This window comes from Alicyclobacillus acidocaldarius subsp. acidocaldarius DSM 446 (assembly GCF_000024285.1).
Lineage (GTDB): Bacteria > Bacillota > Bacilli > Alicyclobacillales > Alicyclobacillaceae > Alicyclobacillus > Alicyclobacillus acidocaldarius.
The window spans coordinates 2,805,368-2,819,043 of sequence record NC_013205.1; the positions used below are offsets into that span (position 1 = coordinate 2,805,368).

At 63.0% G+C, this 13,676-nt stretch carries 14 protein-coding genes; 1 reads left to right on the plus strand and 13 read right to left on the minus strand.

What is annotated here, in order from left to right; all coding sequences use genetic code 11:
- Nucleotides 1-68: 68 nt before the first annotated feature.
- From AACI_RS13590 to AACI_RS13605, 4 genes are read right to left on the minus strand one after another with little or no spacing between them, the layout of a single operon-like run.
- Entirely contained in the window at nucleotides 69-2,507 is a 2,439-nt protein-coding gene (locus AACI_RS13590) for an ATP-dependent Clp protease ATP-binding subunit (RefSeq protein ID WP_012811954.1), read from the minus strand.
- Nucleotides 2,504-3,583, minus strand: a complete 1,080-nt coding sequence (locus AACI_RS13595; protein ID WP_012811955.1) for a protein arginine kinase — start codon at nucleotides 3,581-3,583, stop codon at nucleotides 2,504-2,506. Before AACI_RS13595 ends, AACI_RS13590 begins: the two co-directional genes overlap by 4 nt.
- 12 nt (nucleotides 3,584-3,595) lie before the next feature.
- A complete protein-coding gene (locus tag AACI_RS13600) occupies nucleotides 3,596-4,117 on the minus strand; it encodes a UvrB/UvrC motif-containing protein (RefSeq protein ID WP_012811956.1) in 522 nt (173 codons plus the stop codon).
- Nucleotides 4,118-4,133: 16 nt separating this feature from the next.
- Nucleotides 4,134-4,604: a CtsR family transcriptional regulator gene (locus AACI_RS13605; protein ID WP_012811957.1), complete on the minus strand. Its 471-nt coding sequence runs from the start codon at nucleotides 4,602-4,604 to the stop codon at nucleotides 4,134-4,136.
- A gap of 371 nt (nucleotides 4,605-4,975) precedes the next feature.
- Here AACI_RS13605 and AACI_RS13610 point away from each other — a divergent pair, with 371 nt between their 5' ends.
- A complete protein-coding gene (locus AACI_RS13610) occupies nucleotides 4,976-5,587 on the plus strand; it encodes an RNA polymerase sigma factor (protein WP_012811958.1) in 612 nt (203 codons plus the stop codon).
- A 23-nt stretch (nucleotides 5,588-5,610) separates the two neighbouring features.
- On the opposite strand, the gene fabZ is transcribed toward AACI_RS13610, so the two are convergent.
- The 9 genes from fabZ to murA form a co-directional block, all read right to left on the minus strand.
- Nucleotides 5,611-6,057, minus strand: coding sequence for a 3-hydroxyacyl-ACP dehydratase FabZ (fabZ, locus tag AACI_RS13615; RefSeq protein ID WP_012811959.1), 447 nt, complete (start codon nucleotides 6,055-6,057; stop codon nucleotides 5,611-5,613).
- A 27-nt stretch (nucleotides 6,058-6,084) separates the two neighbouring features.
- Nucleotides 6,085-6,624, minus strand: a complete 540-nt coding sequence (gene pgsA, locus AACI_RS13620; RefSeq protein ID WP_012811960.1) for a CDP-diacylglycerol--glycerol-3-phosphate 3-phosphatidyltransferase — start codon at nucleotides 6,622-6,624, stop codon at nucleotides 6,085-6,087.
- 12 nt (nucleotides 6,625-6,636) lie between these two features.
- Nucleotides 6,637-7,425 carry a flagellar hook-basal body protein gene (locus tag AACI_RS13625; protein WP_012811961.1) on the minus strand — a complete coding sequence of 263 codons (789 nt, stop codon included), beginning with the start codon at nucleotides 7,423-7,425 and terminating at the stop codon, nucleotides 6,637-6,639.
- Nucleotides 7,426-7,442: 17 nt separating this feature from the next.
- On the minus strand, nucleotides 7,443-8,654 hold the full coding sequence (locus tag AACI_RS13630; RefSeq protein ID WP_012811962.1) for a flagellar basal body rod C-terminal domain-containing protein: 1,212 nt from the start codon (nucleotides 8,652-8,654) through the stop codon (nucleotides 7,443-7,445).
- Between the two features lie 15 nt (nucleotides 8,655-8,669).
- Nucleotides 8,670-9,689, minus strand: a complete 1,020-nt coding sequence (mreB, locus tag AACI_RS13635) for a rod shape-determining protein (protein ID WP_008339873.1) — start codon at nucleotides 9,687-9,689, stop codon at nucleotides 8,670-8,672.
- Nucleotides 9,690-9,782: 93 nt separating this feature from the next.
- Entirely contained in the window at nucleotides 9,783-10,103 is a 321-nt protein-coding gene (gene spoIIID, locus AACI_RS13640; RefSeq protein ID WP_012811963.1) for a sporulation transcriptional regulator SpoIIID, read from the minus strand.
- A gap of 231 nt (nucleotides 10,104-10,334) precedes the next feature.
- Entirely contained in the window at nucleotides 10,335-11,012 is a 678-nt protein-coding gene (locus AACI_RS13645) for a M23 family metallopeptidase (RefSeq protein WP_012811964.1), read from the minus strand.
- Nucleotides 11,013-11,088: 76 nt separating this feature from the next.
- Nucleotides 11,089-12,105 (minus strand): SpoIID/LytB domain-containing protein, encoded by a 1,017-nt coding sequence (locus AACI_RS13650; RefSeq protein WP_012811965.1) that lies wholly within the window; start codon nucleotides 12,103-12,105, stop codon nucleotides 11,089-11,091.
- A gap of 240 nt (nucleotides 12,106-12,345) precedes the next feature.
- Nucleotides 12,346-13,647 (minus strand): UDP-N-acetylglucosamine 1-carboxyvinyltransferase, encoded by a 1,302-nt coding sequence (gene murA / locus AACI_RS13655; RefSeq protein ID WP_012811966.1) that lies wholly within the window; start codon nucleotides 13,645-13,647, stop codon nucleotides 12,346-12,348.
- Nucleotides 13,648-13,676 lie beyond the last annotated feature (29 nt).

The following is a 13,676-nucleotide window of genomic DNA, read 5'->3' on the forward strand; positions in this document are numbered from 1 at the left end:
GGGGCAGCTCCGACGTGCGCGCGCACGCTCAGCTGCCCCCTTGACTGCTTTTACGGTTGTTTCTGCGGTCACGCCCCCGCGCCGACCGGCTGTTCGTTCACCTTTTCGATCCGCAACTTGTCGCCGTCCACGCCGAGCAGGACGCGATCGCCCTTCTTGATCTCGCCCGCAATGAGCGCGGACGACAGGAGATCCTCGACGTTGCGGACAATGGCTCGCTGCAGCGGCCGCGCGCCGTACTGCGGATCGAATCCGACCTTCGCGAGGAACTTCTTCGCCTCGTCCGTGAGCTCGAACTCGATCTCCTGCTCCTTCAGGCGGCGCTTCAAATTGTCCACCATCTTGTCCACGATCCGCTCGATGTGCGTCTCATCCAGCGGGTGGAACACGATGATCTCGTCGATGCGGTTGAGGAACTCGGGCCGGAAGGTGCGCTTGAGTTCGTCCATCACCTTGTCCTTCATGCCCAGGTACTTATCCTCTTCCCGCTTGAAGCCGAGCGCACCGCCCTTGCGCAGCTCCTCGGCGCCGACGTTCGACGTCATGATGATCACCGTGTTGCGGAAGTCGACCGTGCGGCCCTTGCCGTCCGTGAGCCGGCCGTCGTCCAGCACCTGCAGCAGGATGTTGAACACTTCCGGGTGCGCTTTTTCGATCTCGTCCAAAAGCACCACGGAATACGGCTTCCGGCGCACCTTCTCGGTCAACTGACCGCCTTCCTCGTACCCCACGTATCCCGGCGGCGATCCGACGAGCCGCGACGTGGAGTGGCGCTCCATGTACTCCGACATGTCAATTCGGATGAGCGCGTCCTCATCGCCAAACAGCGCTTCAGCAAGCGCACGCGCCAACTCCGTCTTCCCGACGCCCGTCGGCCCGAGGAAGATGAACGAGCCAATCGGCCGCTTCGGATCTTTTAGGCCAGCGCGCGCGCGGCGAATGGCCTTGGCGACGGCCTCGACCGCCTCGTCCTGCCCAATGACCCGCTCGTGCAGGATCTTCTCCAGGTTGAGCAGCCGCTCCGACTCGTCCTGCTGAAGCTGCTGCACCGGGATTCCCGTCCACGACGACACGATGTGGGCGATGTCCTCCGCCGTCACGCGCACGTCGTCCAGTTGTTGCGTCTTCTGCCACGTCTCCTTCAGCCGCTCGAGCTCCTCCTTGATCTTCTGCTCCTCGTCGCGCAGGCTGGCCGCCAACTCGAACTCCTGGCTCTGCACGGCGGCGTCCTTCTCACTGCGCACCTTCTCCAACTTCTGCTCGAGCTCCTTGAGGTTCGGCGGAGCGGTGTGCGTGCGCAGCCTCACGCGCGAAGCGGCCTCGTCGATCAGGTCGATGGCCTTATCCGGCAAGAACCGATCCGAGATGTACCGATCCGACAGCTTCACCGCCGCCTCGAGCGCCTCGTCCGTGATCTTCACGCGGTGATGCGCTTCGTACCGATCCCGCAGGCCCTTGAGAATCTCCAGCGCCTCCTCCGGCGATGGCTCGTCGACCATGATGGGTTGGAAGCGCCGCTCGAGCGCCGGGTCCTTCTCGATGTGCTTGCGGTATTCGTCGAGCGTGGTCGCGCCGATGCACTGGAGCTCGCCCCGCGCGAGCGCCGGCTTCAGGATGTTCGACGCGTCGATGGCGCCCTCGGCGCCGCCGGCCCCGATGAGCGTGTGCAGCTCGTCGATGAACAGGATGACGTTTCCGGCCTGGCGGATTTCATCCATGATCTTCTTCAGCCGATCCTCGAATTCACCGCGGTACTTCGTACCGGCGACCACCGTGCCCATGTCGAGCACCATCACCCGCTTGTTGCGCAGCGTCTCCGGCACATCCCCCGTCACAATGCGCTGCGCCAGCCCTTCGGCGATGGCGGTCTTCCCGACGCCGGGTTCGCCGATGAGCACCGGGTTGTTCTTCGTGCGCCGCGACAACACCTGAATCACGCGTTCAATTTCCTTCTCGCGCCCGATGACGGGATCAAGCTTGCCGTCGCGCGCCATCTGCGTCAGATCGCGCGCCAGGCTGTCGAGCGTCGGCGTGCCGACGGAGGCGTCCTTGTCGCCCGCGATGTCCATGGCGTCGCCGCCCAAGAGCTGAAGCACCTGCTGGCGCGCCTTGTTCAGATTCACGTTCATGTTGGCGAGCACGCGCGCCGCAACGCCTTCGCCCTCACGGATGAGGCCGAGCAGCAGGTGTTCCGTCCCCACGTACGAGTGACCGAGCTTCCGAGCTTCGTCGATGGACAGCTCAATGACCTTCTTCGCCCTCGGCGTGTAGGTCATCGCCGTGACCGGGGTCTGCCCGCGGCCCACCATCCGCTCGATCTCCTGTTGCACCTTGTCCGCCTGCACGCCGAGCATCTGCAGAGCTTTCGCGGCAATCCCCTCGCCTTCGCGGATTAGGCCGAGCAAAATGTGCTCGGTGCCCACGCCCGGATGATTCAGGTTAGAAGCCTCTTCTTGCGCCAACGCCAACACCTTTTGCGCTCTCTCCGTAAACCGTGCATACATCATCCATGCACCTCCGTATCATTCATTCTCAGCCGATCCCGAATCAACTGCGCGCGCCGCACGTCACGCTCGTTCGGGCTCAGCTCGCGATTGTAGTATTTTTGCAGACAGGCCGGCTGCGTGAGCACCATCAGTTCCTTCAGGATGCCGGCCGACACGCCTTGGATAATGCCGAGATCGATCCCGAGTCGCACATCCGACAGCCGCTCCAGCGTTTCTTTCGAATCCATCTTGCGCGCATACGCCAGAATGCCAAACGAGCGGCTGACGCGGTCCTCGAGCTGGATCCGGTTGCGCTCCATCAGGAGTTTGCGCGCGTTCCGCTCCTGCTCGATGATCTGCTGGACGACGCTCATCAGATTCGCGATGATCTCTTCCTCGCTCTCGCCCAGCGTGATCTGGTTCGACACCTGATAGAGATTCCCGAACGACTCCGACCCTTCGCCGTAGATGCCCCGAACCGCCAGCCCGACCTGGGACACGGCTGTGAGCAGCCTCTGAATTCCGCCGGTGAGCGCGAGGCCCGGCAGGTGCATCATGACCGATGCCCGAATGCCGGTTCCGACGTTGGTCGGACAGGCCGTCAGGTAACCGTATTGATCGTGATACGCGTAGGTCAAGGTCTGCTCGAGGGCGTCGTCCACCTGGCTCGCCAGGTTCCACGCCTCCTGGAGGCGAAGCCCTGGAAGGATGCACTGGATGCGCAGGTGGTCTTCCTCATTGACCATAATGCTGACGACCTCGTCGTCGCGGAGGACGATGGCGCCATGCTTCTCTTGCTGCGCGAGATCGGGACTGATGAGATGCTTTTCGACGAACATCTGGCGATCGAGCGGCGAGAGATCCCGGCAACGGATGAACTCGAACTTGCCAAGCCGTTTCATGGCGTCGTTCTCCGCGGCCTGCCGCACGAGCTCCATGACCTCGTTGGCGTGCGCGTCGGTCGCCAGCGTCGGAAACGGAAATCCTTTCAGGTTTCGGGCGAGCCGGATGCGACTCGTGAGCACGATGTCGTCTTCGGGCCCTGTTTCTTTCATCCATTTGCTGATGGTTCGTTTGACAAAGTCTGCGAGGGACATCTGCACACCTCCTCACTGCGCGCCCTGTTCCAGTTTGCGGATTTCGTCGCGCAGTTGCGCCGCGCGCTCGAACTGCTCCTGCGCCACGGCCTGCTGTAGTTCCCGGCGTAGCTGCTCCAGTTTGCGCGCCAGCTGCTGGCGCTCGCCCGCCGAGCCCGGGACTTTTCCCGTGTGGCGAAGCCCATTCTGGATGCGCCGCAACAGAGGCTCAAGCCGCGTCGAAAACGCGTCGTAGCAGTCCGGGCAGCCAAACCTGCCGATCTGCGTGAACTGGTTGTACGTCATCCCGCACGTTCCGCATCGCTGCTGAGCCTGTGTCGTGACAGGCGCGAATCCCGAGGACGACTCCATGTTTAAGAGCCCGCTCAAGAGCTTGTTGAAGTCGAACGGGCTTCCCATCAAAAACGGGTTGGGGAACACGTCGCCCTGTTCTTTGGCGCATACCTCGCACAGGTGATAGGCCGTTTGCACACCGTTGATGATTTTCGTCACGTGGACCGTCGCCGGTCGCTCATGGCACCGCTCGCAAAGCATCGGTCCCACCTCGCTTTCAAGGTTTTCGGTGCGCCGCCAACGCCTGCAGCGCACTCGCCAGCAACTTCGCCCGCAGCCGGTCTCGGTATGGAAGGCCCAGCGCAAGCACTTCCCGCCGCAACATGGCGGAAATCAACGCGGCTTCGCGATCCGTCAGCCACCCGTCCCGGTGCAGGCGTTCGATCAGCGCCTCGCTGGCGGACTGGCTCACCTCGTCCCCGAGCGATCTCAGCACGTCCCACAGCAGGTGATCCTTGTCGAGTTTGACGCGCCGGATGCGGATGTAACCGCCGCCGCCGCGCTTCGACTCGACGATGTACCCGTGATCCGTCGTGAAGCGCGTGCTGATGACGTAGTTGATCTGAGACGGGACGCAGTGAAACTGCTCCGCGAGCTCATTGCGCTGAATCTCGATCACGTCGAGCCCGCTTTCCTCCATGAGTCGTTTCAGATACGCCTCGATGATGTCCGAGATGTTGCTTGCCATGATGACAACCCCTAACGCAGCACCGTCCTCTGAGGTTCCGTTTGATTTTGATTTTTTGACTTTGACTTTTCTTGACCTTATTATACACCTGCCCGCGGGAAATGCAAGAGGGGTTTGGCTCTAGTGTGCACAAAAATCCAACGCATTCTGCGCCCGCGCCTCTCGCCACAACAGCCTGCAACCTTTCGAAGGGGACATGCTCGCTTTTGACGGCAGCGTCGACGTAGACAGACCTTCCAGTGCACGGCCCGCTCAGTCCCCAAGCGGTGTCTTATGCGCCATTCGCGACGGGATTGCCCACCTCCGAGGGCCTATGCTTGCCTCGCATGCGAATTTTCGCGGGCCGGCCCGCCCAAGCGAGGGAAAGGTTCATGCTTCCGCTGTCGGTGTTGCACGATTTGGTCATTCGCGCTCGCGCAGGGGACGACGTTTGCTTACACGCCCTGTTCGAGATGTTTCGACCGCTCTTGCGGCGAGCGGCGACACGTTACGCGCGCGCCGCCGGGTACGACGAGGCGTATCAGGAGGCGTGTGCCGCGTTTCTGCACGCCATCGCCACGCACGATCCGGCCGCCGCGCCGTTTCCGGCATACGCCGCAAGTCGAGTGTATGGCGACACCCGCACAGCCATGCGAAGGATATGGTTGGCGCAGGATCGCACCGCGTTTCAGAGGGAATCCGAAGAGGGGAGCAACGAAGATTGGGACGAGGAGCCCGGGCGCCGAGATTCCTGCTGCTCGCAGGGCCTCGAGCCATTCCACAGCGTGGACCAGCGCCTGACCCTGCTGCGACTGGCGCGCGAAGCCAAGCTGTCGCCCCGCGAAGGCGCTTGGCTCGCGTTGGAACTTGCAGGTTTGGAGACGGGCGAGATGGCGGAGCGCCTCGGCGTCAGCCCCGCGACCATCCGCACGTGGCGCATGCGCGCCCTTCACAAGATGCGCCAGCGGGCCCTGGAAGCGGGTCTGTCACCAAGCGACCTGTGAGCATTTGAAAAGGCGAGGCCACATCAGGCCTCGCCATCCGCAATGGCAAACAGGATGGTCGCTTCCGCCACCAGCTTGCCGTCCACATGCGCCCTGCCCGTTCCGCGGCCCATCCGGCCCTTCATGCGGTCGATCACGACCTCCATGTCCAGCCGGTCTCCGGGTCTCACCTCGCCGCGGAAGCGCGCGCCGTCGACACCGGCGAGCAGCGGGCGCTTGCCGCGGTAGGCCGGATCGGACAAAATCGCGACGCCGCCGAGCTGCGCCATCGCCTCGATGACGAGGACGCCCGGCATGATGGGATAGGAGGGGAAATGGCCCTGGAAGTGCGGTTCATTTGCGGTCACGAGCTTGTAGCCCACCGCGCGGCCGCCGTCGATCTCCGTGACGCGATCGACCAGGAGAAACGGGTAGCGATGCGGCAAAATTTGTTGAATTTCATCGATGCCGAGGGGCAGTTTCCATTCCATTCAAGGACCTCCATCGGTTCGAGCGCCTCAGTACACGCGGCGCCGCACGGGAATGATTTTCATGCTTCGGACGTAGATCACGGTGGTGACGTACGACAGGCCCACCGTGAACCAGAGCACCATCTCGCCGGCCGCGGGTGTGGGCCACGCGAGGATGCAGAACGAGATGCCAACGTAGTAAAAGCAGGTCGTGATCTTGCCCCACCAGTTCGCCTTCGGCACCGCGCGCTTGCCCCGGAAGTAAAAGAACGCCGCGCCCGCGATCATCGCGACGTCGCGGAAGACGAGGAGGGCGGCAACCAACCAGGGAAGGCGCCCCGACGCCAGCAGGGTGAACAAGACCGACACCATCATCAGCTTGTCCGCCAAAGGATCGAGCAGCTGACCTGTGTAGGTTTCCAGCTTGTACGTGCGAGCGAGGTAGCCATCCAGGACGTCGGTGAGACCTGCGAACAACAACACGGATAAGGCCAGGATCTTGTGCGGACTTTCCACGCCATAAAATGCCCAAAGGTAGCACGGAATCAAAAGCAGACGCAAGAGCGTCAACAGATTGGGCAGGTTCACGCGATCGCCTCCTCAACCTCCCGACGTCCGGATGGTGTCTGCCAGCCCAAGCAGTTGGTTGGCCATGGAGATGGCCTGCGCATTTTCCTCGTAGAAATCCTGAGCGGCGACGAGCTGCGCCATGGCGGCCGTCTCGTCCACGTTGGACGCGTTCACCGCCCCTTGGATCACGGACGAATTTCGCGCCGGAACCGCGACCCCGCCCGAGGCCAGTCGGTACAGGCCGTTGCCTTCGGGGATGAGATGACTCGACGGCTCCCCGATTTCCACCAGCGCGAGCTTTGCCGTCCGCCCGCGTCCAAATTGGACGGTGCCGTCCGGTGCGACGGTCATGGACGGCGCGTCCGCCGGCTTGACGATGGGCTGGCCCGCGGCGGACAGGACGGGATCGCCCGTTTGTGTCGCGAGCACGAACGAGCCATCGGAACGCCGGCTCCAAATGAAGTTGCCGGCCCGGGTGTACATGCGGCCCGAAGGCGTCTGCACGACGAAGAATCCGGGGCCCTCGATGGCAAGGTGCGTCGGGATGCCCGTGCGCACCACGGCGGCCTGGCTGAAGTCCCGCTCTTCGCCCGTGCGCACGACGCCCGTGCCCCCGCGCCATCCGGGAGGCGTCACGCGGGCGGCCGAAGACGGATCGGTCGCGTTGCCGTACACCTGCATCGTGAGCAGATCTGCGAACGTCCCTTGCTCGGCCGCGTACCCGGGGGTCTGTAGATTCGCCAAGTTATCCGCGATTTGGTCCATCCAAGCGTTGGCCGCTTGGATGCCGGACAGCCCATTCCACATCATCTGCCCCATGTGCCCGCCTCCCGCGCTCAGCCGCCCTGAACTCTGCCGATATCCGTCGCCGCGACATTCAACATCGAATCGACCGACTGCGCCACGCGCTGATTCGCCTCGTACGCGTTCAACGCCTGCATCATCTGAGCCATCGTGGCCGCCACATTCACATTTGAACTCTCGAGCGCGCCGAACACCATCCGCCCGGTACTCGCGCGGAGAAGCGGCTCGACCGCCGCTGCCTGATACGAACCGCCGACCATGTATTCGCCTTCGCCGAGCGGCTGGAGTTGCGTCACATCCGCATCGACGAGGCCGATCCGGCCGCCTGCCACAGGCTGCCCCTGGGCATCGTAGACGCGAAAGGACGGTTGTCCATTGGCATCATACACCGGCGTCCCACTCTGCGAAAAGATTTGCGTGCCATGATAGAGCGGGTTGACCACAATGCGCCCGCCGACCATCACCCGGCCCGCGGCATCCAGCGGCGCGATAGCGTGCCCCGCCGCATCGACCACGACGTTCTCCGCGTTCAACTGCAGCGCCCCATCCCGGGTCACGGCCAGGCCTGACCGCCCATTGGCATCCGCGTAGTTCACGGGCAAAAACGCGTGGTAGCCCATGTCATCCGCGTTCCCCACGCGGATGGCGTACGGATCATCCGTCTCGCTGCCGGGCGTGTACACGACCTGGCCCGCTGCGTTCTCGAACACGTACGACGGGCGTCCCGCCGCGTCATAGGCGGGCGCCCCACCTTCGCTGAGCAGTTCCGAACCTTGGTACGACGGATTGCGGACGGCAAAAAGGCCCTGGACCGGCTGCCCATCCAGCCCGTAGACGGCGAGCGGCATCCCGCCTGCGGTCAGCCTCCCGCCCGCGCCCACTGTCACCAGACCCGCCACGGGTTTGGCACCCTGCGGTGTGAGCGCGTAGGCCACCTCGCCCGACGAGAGGACGTCCACGATGGCGAGATCGAGCGGACGCCCCGTCGTCTCCAGCCCACCTTCGGAGAACGAGGGAACGCCCTCCTGAAAGTCGACGCCGCCGCCCATCTCGCCGATGCCGATCCCGTCCGATCCGTCCCCATACGAATAGCGCTCCATGGCGAACACCGGGTCCTCGATGAGCTCGCCGATGGACGCCTTGAAGCCCGGGGTTTCCTGGTTGGCCAAGTTGTTCGACAGAAGCTGCTCGAGCCGATCTTCCGCCGCCATACCCGAGGCGGCCGCCGTCAGCCCCTGGATCATCGCCTCATACCTCCGTCACCGCCGCGCTCGGCGCCGGCCGCGATCGCGATACTTGTTCCACTCGGGACTCTCCAACACGCGCCCCGTTCCGATCACGACGCAGTGCATGGGGTTTTCCGCGATGTGCACGGGGATCTCCAGCTCAGACTGCATGAGCTTGTCCAGGCCGTCTACCAGCGCCCCGCCGCCCGTCAGCACGACGCCTTTGTCGAAGATGTCGGCGGCGAGTTCTGGCGGCGTCTGTTCGAGCACCGACTTCGTCGCCTGCACAATCGCGTACACCGGCTCCTGCAGGGCCTCGCGGAGTTCCTCCGAGTGAACCGTGACCGTCTTCGGCAAGCCGGTCACCATGTCACGCCCGCGCACGTCCGTGCTCTTCTGGCGCCCACCTGGAAACACGGTCGCCAGTTCCTTCTTCAACTCCTCCGCCGTCCGCTCGCCGATCATCAGGTTGTACTCACGGCGAATGTACTTCACGATGGCCTCGTCGAGCTTGTCCCCCGCGATCCGGAGCGACGTCGACGTGACCACGTCGCCCAGCGAAAGCACCGCGATGTCCGTCGTGCCTCCGCCAATGTCGACGACCATCGAGCCGCTCGGCTCAAAGATGTTGAGACCTGCGCCGATGGCGGCGGCCTTCGGCTCCTCAATCAAATCCACCTGCTTGATGCCGACCGCTTCCGCCGCCTCTCGAACCGCCTTCTGCTCGACGGAGGTGATGCCCGCGGGGACGCAGATCATCACACGCGGGCGCCCGAAGAAACGCTTGCCGATGGTCTTGTTGAGAAAGTGGCGGAGCATGATCTCCGTCACTTCAAAATCGGCGATCACGCCTTCCCGAAGCGGACGAATGGCGACAATGTTCCCCGGCGTTCGCCCCAACATGCGGCGAGCTTCTTCGCCAACCGCGACAACCTGCTTCGTCACCTGATCTATTGCAACGACCGATGGTTCGTCGAGTACAATCCCTTGGCCTTTGACGTGCACCAGCACATTGGCGGTGCCCAGATCTACACCAACGTCCCTTGAAAACATGTGCGGCGAGTCCTCCTACGTGTAGAGCGTACGAGATTGGGGAAGGTCGTTCGTCTGCTCGCATGAATGGAGTGGGGATGCAAGGATGTAGTTCTACAGTCCGCTCGAAACTCCTTTGCGCCGCTCGATCTTCTTCGGCTTCACGGCCGACCCAGCCCGCTCATCGTCTCCCTTATGATACTTCATTTTGGTCGCTTCGCCACCGCGCAAGTGCCGGATCGCTTTGTGGTATTCCAAAATTTCCTTTACCTTGCTGGCCAGCTCCGGATTGATCTCCGGAAGGCGTTCCGTCAGATCCTTGTGCACCGTGCTCTTGGAGACGCCGAATTCGCGCGCGATGGTCCGAACCGTGTTGCGCGTTTCGACAATGTACTCCCCAATCTTAAGAGTACGCTCCTTGATGTAATCATGCACTCCCCTCGCCTCCCCGTGGCAGGTCAGTTGGTCTGGTTTATGTATATGAGGGGGTGTACACCGTATGCCGCGCCAGGCCTGGCCATTTCGAATCTTCCGGGGAGTTTCGACATGGTGCGATGGCGTGGGGAAATCAGGGGAATGGTGATCTTTTTCCGGGAAATACGTCGAACGCGCTCGACGACCGAAAAGGAAAACGCCCGCGCTATGGCGGGCGCATGGTCTACCCATTCATTGCTTGGGGAGAAGCGACTCGGGGTCGATCGGTTGACCGTTTTGGTTGACTTGGAAATACAGATGGTTGCCCTGGCTCTGCTCGAACAAGTTGGTCGATGTCGTGCCGATGGGATCTCCGGCGGAGATGGTCTGGCCCGGTTTCACGTCCACCGAACCCAGGGACTGATACGTCTCGGTGTAGCCGTCGGGCGAGCTGACGACCACTTCGTAGCCGTAGAGCGGCTGATTGGTCACACTTTCGACGGTGCCGCGCTGCGCGGCCACCACCGTGAACTGCCTGCCACCGGCGGCGCGAATATCAATGCCCTTGTGCGGATAGAACGTGTTGTCGTACTCGACCACCGCCGCAGCCTGTTGCTTCAGCGACCCATGCACCGGGAAAAACCCCATCGTCACCGTGGCGTCCGTCCCCTGCGCATACGGCCAGACCCAGGGCTCCAACCCATTCGACGTGGTGCCCGTCTGCGACGTCTGGTTGGTTTCCGTCGTGGTCACCGACGTCGGCGTGCTGTTCGTCTCGATGCGCGCATAGATGACGCCGATCACGACCGCAGCCGCTCCAAGGTACATCGCCGGGTAGACCCATCGCTTCGACAGCCACTTGCGCACAGGGCTTCGATTTTGCGCTTGTGGCGTCTCGGGTTTTGGATCAAGGTGTTGCTTTTCATCCATGTGGCGCTCACCTCAGTAGTGAGTCTCGCCACGCGGATGGCCTTCTATACGTGTCGCCCTCAAATTTTGGGTAGAGTTAGTTACCGGAGGTTCCCATACCTTGGACGAGAGGCTCCATGTCTTCCAATCGGGCGCCCGGATAGAAGTGCGCCAAGATGGCTGCGTACGACATGCCGCGCGATGCGAGCGCATCCGCCTCGTGCAAACTCATGCCGAGGTCGGAACCCCTTCCGTAGCAGGTGAAGACAAGCCTATCTCCCCTCGCCACCCAGGTGAAATCGTCCGACGCCAGTCCAAGGCTCGCGGCGAACGCGGAACCGCTCCAGACCTCGTCTCCCGCCTTCACGGCTTGCACGAAGCCGTCGCTCGACCGCACAGCGCGAAGGCCGCTGAAATCGCTCAGGTGTGCGGACAGCGCCTGATTCAACGCGCCCAACGTATAGGTGACGGTCGACAGGCGTGCCGGACTCGCGGCGTCGTCTGGGCAAGGTATGCTTTTCAGGTAGGGCACCGGATAGCCGAGCGCGATCTCGGCGGATCGTGTCCGCCCAGTGGAGATCTCACACAGAAAAGCGAGAATCGGCTGGCCGCCGTACGTCAAAATTCTCCCATCCGTCGCTTCAATGGCCGCCTGCGCGCGAGCGACGAACGAGAGCGCGGCCTGTGAACCGATGGAAAGTTCCAGCTCGTGCTCGGTCTCCATGGCGAGATCGAGGGAAGGGTTGTCCGTCAGATCGACATGCTCGCGCCGAGCTTGAAGCGAGGGGTGGAGCATCGCGCGTACGGCGTACGTGCGCACAGCTACGCTCGCGGCCTCGAGGCTGGCCATGGGGGCGCTCGGGTCGCAGTTGGCCAACAGAACTTCGAGAACGTACGTGTTGAGGGGCATGGGCCTAGACTCGCCGGCTTCTCCATCAAAGACGCGAAGTTGAATCCGTGCGTCGTGCTGCGCGATCCACGCGGAAACGTCGGGCATGGGCGAGCGCTGAAGAGCTTTGGCAATCCCCACGGGGAGGAGGACCATGGCGGCAAAGGCAAGGGCGAGTCGCACTCCGAACTGGAGGACGCCGCGCAAGGTTCGTGGCTGGGACATGGCTCTCATCCTCTCGATCACGTCTCGAGGGCGCGCGCCGCTTCTCTGGTACAAGCGAGGACAACCCGTTCAATGGAGCGTATGCAGCTCGGCGAGGCGATATGCTCGAATGTCCGTCGGATGACCCGGGGCTAGGGCGAGAACCAGAGCCGGCCTCCTCGCCGGGACGAAACAAGCCGCAGAACCTGCGAATCAGGTTCTGCGGCTTGTTGGGCTGCGCGAAAAGTTGGATTCCGTCCATCAGCCCACGGATTTCGCAATTTGGATCTCGGCATCCCCTTCGATCCGCTCGAGGCGCGCGCCGAGTTGCTTGAATTTGCCGACGAGATCGTCGTAGCCACGGTCGATATGATGAAGTCCGTACACTTCCGTCTGACCCTCGGCGAGAAGACCTGCGATGACGAGCGCCGCACCTGCGCGGAGATCCGTCGCGGTCACGCGAGCGCCGGTCAGGCGCGGCACGCCCTCAATGACGGCGGTGCGTCCTTCAATGTGAATGTTGGCGCCCATGCGCTGCAACTCCGCGACATGCATGAATCGGTTCTCGAACACGGTTTCGGTCACGGTGCTCGTTCCCTGCGCCACCGTGAGGGCGGCGACCATCTGCGCCTGCAAATCGGTTGGGAACGATGGGTAATAGTGCGTCTTGACGTCGAGTGGCTTCATGCGCCCGCCCTGACAGGGCCACACCTTGATACCCTCGACGTGATCCTCGATGACGGCCCCAGCCTCCTCGAGCTTCGCGATGAGCGACATCAGGTGATGGGACAGCGCATTTTCGACGTAGACGCCTCGCCCGATGAGCGCGGCCGCGATCAGAAACGTGCCTGCCTCAATCCGGTCAGGAATCACGGCGTGGGTGGCGCCCCGCAGGTGATCTACACCCTCGATGCGAATGACGTCCGTGCCCGCGCCTCGAACGCGAGCGCCCATCGCGTTCAGATAGTTGGCGAGATCGACATTCTCCGGCTCTTTGGCCGCGTTCTCGATGATGGTCTGTCCTTTGGCCAGGACCGCGGCCATCATAATGTTCTGCGTCGCGCCGACGCTCGGCACGTCCAGGTAGATGCGGGCGCCGCGCAGGCCACCTCGAGGCGCGCGAAAATGCACATATCCGTTTTCCACGACGGCCGTGGCCCCGAGCGCTTCGAGCCCCTTGATGTGGAGATCCACGGGCCTCGGCCCGATGTTGCAGCCTCCAGGCAAGGCCACCATCGCCTCGCCGAAGCGCGCGAGGAGAGGCCCCGCAACCACAAAGGAAGCGCGCATCTTGCGGACCAGCTCCGCGGGCGGACACACGCTCAACAGGCGCCGCGCGTCGACGCGGATGGTGCTTCCGTTCCACTCCAGCTTCGCGCCGAGCGCCGAAACCGTGTCCGCCATGACGCGCACGTCGAGGAGATGCGGGACCTCTTCGATTTGACTCACGCCCTCCTCCGCCAAGAGACTGGCCGCGAGGATAGGCAACACCGCATTTTTGGCTCCGCTGACGCGAACGGTCCCCTCCAGGGGATATCCACCCTCAATTACGATTCTTCCCATTCCGCTACCTCCGCACGGCTTTCCTGAGC

Bases quoted from the DNA above. Each gene is read 5' to 3' on its own strand.
- fabZ (WP_012811959.1), bottom strand. From the start codon at position 6,057: ATGGAATGGAAACTGCCCCTCGGCATCGATGAAATTCAACAAATTTTG.
- AACI_RS13600 (WP_012811956.1), bottom strand. From the start codon at position 4,117: ATGCTTTGCGAGCGGTGCCATGAGCGACCGGCGACGGTCCACGTGACG.
- murA (WP_012811966.1), bottom strand. From the start codon at position 13,647: ATGGGAAGAATCGTAATTGAGGGTGGATATCCCCTGGAGGGGACCGTT.
- mreB (WP_008339873.1), bottom strand. From the start codon at position 9,689: ATGTTTTCAAGGGACGTTGGTGTAGATCTGGGCACCGCCAATGTGCTG.
- AACI_RS13595 (WP_012811955.1), bottom strand. From the start codon at position 3,583: ATGTCCCTCGCAGACTTTGTCAAACGAACCATCAGCAAATGGATGAAA.
- AACI_RS13605 (WP_012811957.1), bottom strand. From the start codon at position 4,604: ATGGCAAGCAACATCTCGGACATCATCGAGGCGTATCTGAAACGACTC.
- AACI_RS13630 (WP_012811962.1), bottom strand. From the start codon at position 8,654: ATGATCCAGGGGCTGACGGCGGCCGCCTCGGGTATGGCGGCGGAAGAT.
- AACI_RS13610 (WP_012811958.1), top strand. From the start codon at position 4,976: ATGCTTCCGCTGTCGGTGTTGCACGATTTGGTCATTCGCGCTCGCGCA.
- AACI_RS13650 (WP_012811965.1), bottom strand. From the start codon at position 12,105: ATGTCCCAGCCACGAACCTTGCGCGGCGTCCTCCAGTTCGGAGTGCGA.
- AACI_RS13590 (WP_012811954.1), bottom strand. From the start codon at position 2,507: ATGATGTATGCACGGTTTACGGAGAGAGCGCAAAAGGTGTTGGCGTTG.
- AACI_RS13625 (WP_012811961.1), bottom strand. From the start codon at position 7,425: ATGGGGCAGATGATGTGGAATGGGCTGTCCGGCATCCAAGCGGCCAAC.
- AACI_RS13645 (WP_012811964.1), bottom strand. From the start codon at position 11,012: ATGGATGAAAAGCAACACCTTGATCCAAAACCCGAGACGCCACAAGCG.